This window comes from Nostoc sp. CHAB 5715, from assembly GCF_020829685.1.
Taxonomy (GTDB): domain Bacteria; phylum Cyanobacteriota; class Cyanobacteriia; order Cyanobacteriales; family Nostocaceae; genus Nostoc.
Genome location: NZ_JAIVFR010000616.1, coordinates 1 through 4,658, shown reverse-complemented (window position 1 = coordinate 4,658; position 4,658 = coordinate 1). Strand labels below are relative to the sequence as shown.

3 protein-coding genes and 2 pseudogenes are annotated in these 4,658 nt (G+C 42.5%); 2 read left to right on the top strand and 3 right to left on the bottom strand.

Annotated features, from left to right (window positions below; all coding sequences use genetic code 11):
• Together LC574_RS27450 and smc are read right to left on the bottom strand one after the other, a co-directional pair.
• Window positions 1-104: pseudogene (locus LC574_RS27450) on the bottom strand (XisI protein); the annotation flags it as partial.
• A gap of 20 nt (window positions 105-124) precedes the next feature.
• Window positions 125-2,674, bottom strand: a pseudogene (gene smc, locus LC574_RS27445) (chromosome segregation protein SMC); the annotation flags it as partial.
• A gap of 400 nt (window positions 2,675-3,074) precedes the next feature.
• Here smc and LC574_RS27440 point away from each other — a divergent pair.
• Both LC574_RS27440 and LC574_RS27435 read left to right on the top strand, forming a co-directional pair.
• Window positions 3,075-3,434, top strand: a complete 360-nt coding sequence (locus LC574_RS27440; protein WP_229456820.1) for a DUF433 domain-containing protein — start codon at window positions 3,075-3,077, stop codon at window positions 3,432-3,434.
• A gap of 52 nt (window positions 3,435-3,486) precedes the next feature.
• Window positions 3,487-4,125 (top strand): restriction endonuclease subunit R, encoded by a 639-nt coding sequence (locus tag LC574_RS27435; RefSeq protein WP_229456819.1) that lies wholly within the window; start codon window positions 3,487-3,489, stop codon window positions 4,123-4,125.
• A gap of 390 nt (window positions 4,126-4,515) precedes the next feature.
• Here the strand turns inward: LC574_RS27435 and LC574_RS27430 are convergent.
• On the bottom strand, window positions 4,516-4,658 hold a 143-nt coding region (locus tag LC574_RS27430), incomplete at its 5' end, for a BON domain-containing protein (RefSeq protein ID WP_229456821.1).

The following is a 4,658-nucleotide window of genomic DNA, read 5'->3' as shown; positions in this document are numbered from 1 at the left end:
ATCCAAATTTTGCCATCAATAATATCAATGTGAATCAGACAGCCGTGAACGCGGCGAGTCACAGTAGGAGATAAATCATACGCTGGTTCTCTTCCCAAAATCATCAACAAGTAACGGTCTTGTTCGCCGTCTCTCGTTGTTGCAATTGTTGCTCTTGAGTTTTAATTTTCGCCTGGATTTGTTGCCATTCGCTGGGGGTTTGGGATGCTTCTAACTCTGCTAAAGCGTGTCGCAATTGTTGCAGATGAGTTTCTTGTCCCGGTAATTCCCGATCCAATATTTCTAATCGGGATTGAGCAGTGGCTAACTTTTCGCTGTTTTGGGCGAGTTGCGATCGCGTCCCCTCTAATTGGGCTGTTAAATTCTTAATATCTTTGTGCAACTGCTCCAATTGCAACTGCTGTTCGCGCCGCACCTGACGCGCTTCTGTGAGTTCTTGGGTGAGTTTTTTGGTTCTGGTTGACAAAGTGGCGATCGCTTCAGTACAACGCTCTAAAACCCGTTCAATGTCCACCAAGCGACTTTTTAAAGCGATCGCTTCATCAGATTCTGCCGCTTCCGCATTGCCAAACCGCAACGCTGAACGCTGGGTATTACTACCACCAGTCATTGCACCACTGGTTTCCAAAAGTTCACCGTCTAAGGTGACGATGCGATATAATCCTAAATTTTTCCGCGCCCCCTCAAGGTTGGCAAAAACTACGGTGTTACCGAAAACATAGCTGAATACATCTTTGTAACGGCGATCGCAATCCACTAAGTTCACGGCATAGTTAACGAAACCGCTAGCAAAACGCAGCGTTGCATCTTGAGTAAATTTGGGAGCGTGAATTTTATTTAGTGGTAAAAAAGTTGCCCTCCCAGCACGTTTCTGTTTGAGCAATTCAATCCCGGCTGCGGCAATGCTGTCATCTTCTACCACAATATGTCCCAAGCGTCCACCGGCAGCCGTTTCTAAAGCTAGCTGATGGCGGGGTTCCACCTTTGCTAACTGCACAACTAAGCCACAAAGTCCAGGCATTCCCGATTGTAAAATGACTTTACTAGCTTGGGTTCCTTGGACTTCTTGCTGTGCTTGCGCTTGCGCCTCTATTTTATCCAACTGGCGTTGTTTTTCTCGTTGTTCAGAAAGTAAGCGTTTTTGAGTTTCCTGTTGGATTTGCAGTTCTTGTTCTGTGGCTGAGAGATTTTGGGCTAAATTTTGGATGGGTTCGCTAGAGGCGTTAAATTCGGTTTCAATTTGATTACACTCAGTTTGTTTTTGAGTTAATAGTGGTTCGTCACGTTCAATTAACTGAGTTTGTTCTTGGATTAACTGCTGTAACTGGTTATTGCGTTCCCTGAGTTGTGCTTGTTCTGTGCGTTGCGGTTCCAGGGTTTGCAGCAGAGTTTCAATTTGACGGTTGAATGCCGTTTGTTGCTGCACCCAGGCTTCCGAAGCCGAGGCGATTTCTGCGGCGGCTTCGCGGGAATTTTGTAGCGCTTGCTGTGCCTCATTTCTTTGTTGCTGGGAAGAAGCGATGAATCGCGTCTCTACAATCTGTGTTTCGGCAATTTCTTCTAAGGAAAGACGGTGTTTTTGAATCTCTTGCTGAGTTTGAGCTAGACGTTTGGCAGTTTCTTGAGAAGCTGTTTCTAATTCCGTTAGTTGACGCTGGAGTTGTTTCCGTTCAGCTTCTTGGGTGGCGAGGGTAGATTGTACCGCCAAAAGTTCCTCTTCTCCCAATGCTTTCACATGAGCATTGAGTTGTTCAAGTTGATCTGTTTTTTGAACGATTTCGGAATTTAGGTTTGTGAGTTGGGTAGTGAGTTCATTAGAATTGCGATCGCCTGTTTGAATTTCGTGAACTAACTTTTCTTGTTGTGCTTGTAGCGATCGCCATGATAAAACAGCTTCCCAGGATTGTTTCGCTAGAAATTCCGTGCGGAGTTTTTGATATTTCTCAGCTTTAGCACGATCTTGGGAAAGGCGATCGCGCTGTGCAGTTAATTCTGTCTCAATAATCCGACAGCTATCTTCCTTTTCCTTCACCTCATCTAAAGTTGATTTGGCTTGGATAATTTTGCGATCAAACGCCGCCACTCCAGCCAATTCATCAATAATTTCCCGCCGTTCCCGCGCATTCATCGAGATAATGCTGGTGACATCCCCTTGCAGCACCACGTTGTAGCCTTCAGGATAAACCCGCAGGTTACTTAGTTCTTCATGCAACTCCGTCAGCGTGCAAGATACACCATTGATATAGTAATTCGACGTGTAACTTCCTTGGTGAGTGACTCGTAGCCTTCTAGTAACACTCCATTCAGTGGGGGAGTGGGGAGTGGGGAGTGGGGAGTGGGAATTCTCTTGATCTTCTTCTGTGCCTTCCTCACTCTGGGCTTTTGCGGCTTTGGGTGAGTCCTCTCCTGACAAATCAAACGTTACCGTGACGCTGGCCTCAATAGAAGCGCGTCCTTTAGCAGTTTGGGTGTTATTTACCAAATCCGGCAGGCGATCGGCTCGCATTCCCTTAGAACTGGAGAGTCCGAGGCAAAATAGCAGTGCATCTAGAATATTAGATTTACCCGAACCATTTGGCCCAGATATGACAGTACATCCCGGTAGCAAAGGGACTGAGGTAGTGCCACCGAAGGATTTGAAGTTTGTAAGTTCCACGCGCTTGATATGCACCATAGGCGCTGGTTCACTGGGCTAATGAAGAACAAGTGTATCAACTAATTAAAAATTGGCAAGAGGGTAGCGGGAAAATTAGGGATTATCGTAGACGCAAAGCGGCTTGCCGCAGGCTACCACAGAGGCACGGAGAACGCAGAGAGGGCAAGGAGAATCGTGGTTTTGAGAAAAAACAATACTGCTAGAGTTAGCACAAGCACGAGATTTCATTGCAGGCGTTCAAAAGCAACTATATCAAATCATTCCAGTTTCAGTTTGAGATAACTAACTGGAAAAACGATCAACTAATGTAACAAGTTGTCGTTGGCAAAGCGATCGCTATCAGTTTATTACTCTTTCTTGCAAGAATATTTTACAAGTATGTAAGATACTTTTATGGGTAAACATAATAAATTAAATTATGCAACTAGAAGATTACTTCGACTTTCAGCGGCCTGATGATATTCGACTCAAAGGTACAAGAGTAGGAATTGAAACTATCCTTTACGAGTACATCCACCGCGCTCGAACTCCAGAAGAAATTGCCAACCTTTATACATCACTAACACTAGAACAAGTTTACGCGACTATTCTTTATTACTTGCACAACAAAGAAGCTGTAAGCAACTATATAGCTGATTGGTTGGAGTGGAGTCATAGAATGCAAGAAGAACAGCGACGCAATCCCCCACCAGTTGTAATCAAATTAAAAAAACTGATAGCTGAAAAAGAAGCGATGAAAAAAGCACAAGAAAATGACTCTCAAATATCTGCTGGATGAAAATGTTGCCCCTCTTTATCAGGTTGAACTCAAACGAGGAAAGAGTAAATAAATGACAATTACTTTAGATGCAAGAAATCTTAGGCTCAAAGATGTTAAAAGCCTTCTTAAATTGACAGAACAGTTAAATGACTCATTTACATCATTACTATCGCTAGCAAATCTCACAGAATTTGAGCACCAGGAATTACAGGTAATCCGTAACACATACCATGAATACTACTCAGAGGGTAAAATCTCTGAAGGACAAATAAAATTTCTCTTTCTCGCACCATTAATGAAGTTAGCTGGTTTCTATCAGCCCAGTATTAAAATTATATTAGAAGAAAATATTACTGACATCTCCGTTGAAGATGAAGATACGAAGATCAAAGGACGGATGGACATTTTAGCTGTTAGTAAGACTCAAGAAAGAATAGTAACTATGCCTTTTTGGATACTAGTGATTGAATCTAAAAATAGTAGTTTTAATGCTTTGGAAGGATTGCCGCAATTGCTCACCTATGCGTATACAAGTCTAGAAAATCAAACATCAGTTTGGGGCGTAACTACTAATGGTATGGATTACCAGTTTGTCTATATGCAGCAAGGGAATACTCCCATTTACCAATTATTGCCAAAACTAGATATAACTCGCTCTACATCTTCAATCGAGTTGCTGCAAGTCCTCAAATCAATCTGCCAGTTGTAGTTCAAATTTTTTCTCTTTTCTTAAAATCTACAGTGAGGAGTTTTCTTTTGCCAATTCCCATACGTGTCAACTTAACGTAAAAGCTATGTCCCGCAAAGAACTAAAGTTTTTTGCTAATAGCAAAAGTCATCTCTTGATGACTAAATATCCCCAAGAATCTTTAGTCTACTGAAGTAGACTAAAGCTTGTAGCCTGGAACTAAAGTTCCAGGCGGGTGAAGAAGCCAACAGTTAAGCTATTTCTAAGCTTTTGTTGACACCAATGGCCAATTCCTCACCTTATTTAAGTAAAATAAACAGGATTTACGTCTGCGTAAGCTCTGTTTATCTTTGATGACGATGTAAGCTGATTTAGCTAGTCCACGGTTAACTGAGAGCTTCAGTTATTCTTTTATGGCATTTTCACAGCTTCAACTTTTGCTTCTACCTTCACTGTCTTCACACCTTGAACTTCTTTAGTCAAGGTTTCAGCTTTCTTGAGTTCTTCAGCAGAAGTTGCTGTGCCTTTGAGGATAATTTCACCCTCTTTGTTTT

Coding starts and splice junctions, on each gene's coding strand:
- LC574_RS27440 (WP_229456820.1), top strand. CDS start 3,075: ATGCAACTAGAAGATTACTTCGACTTTCAGCGGCCTGATGATATTCGA.
- LC574_RS27435 (WP_229456819.1), top strand. CDS start 3,487: ATGACAATTACTTTAGATGCAAGAAATCTTAGGCTCAAAGATGTTAAA.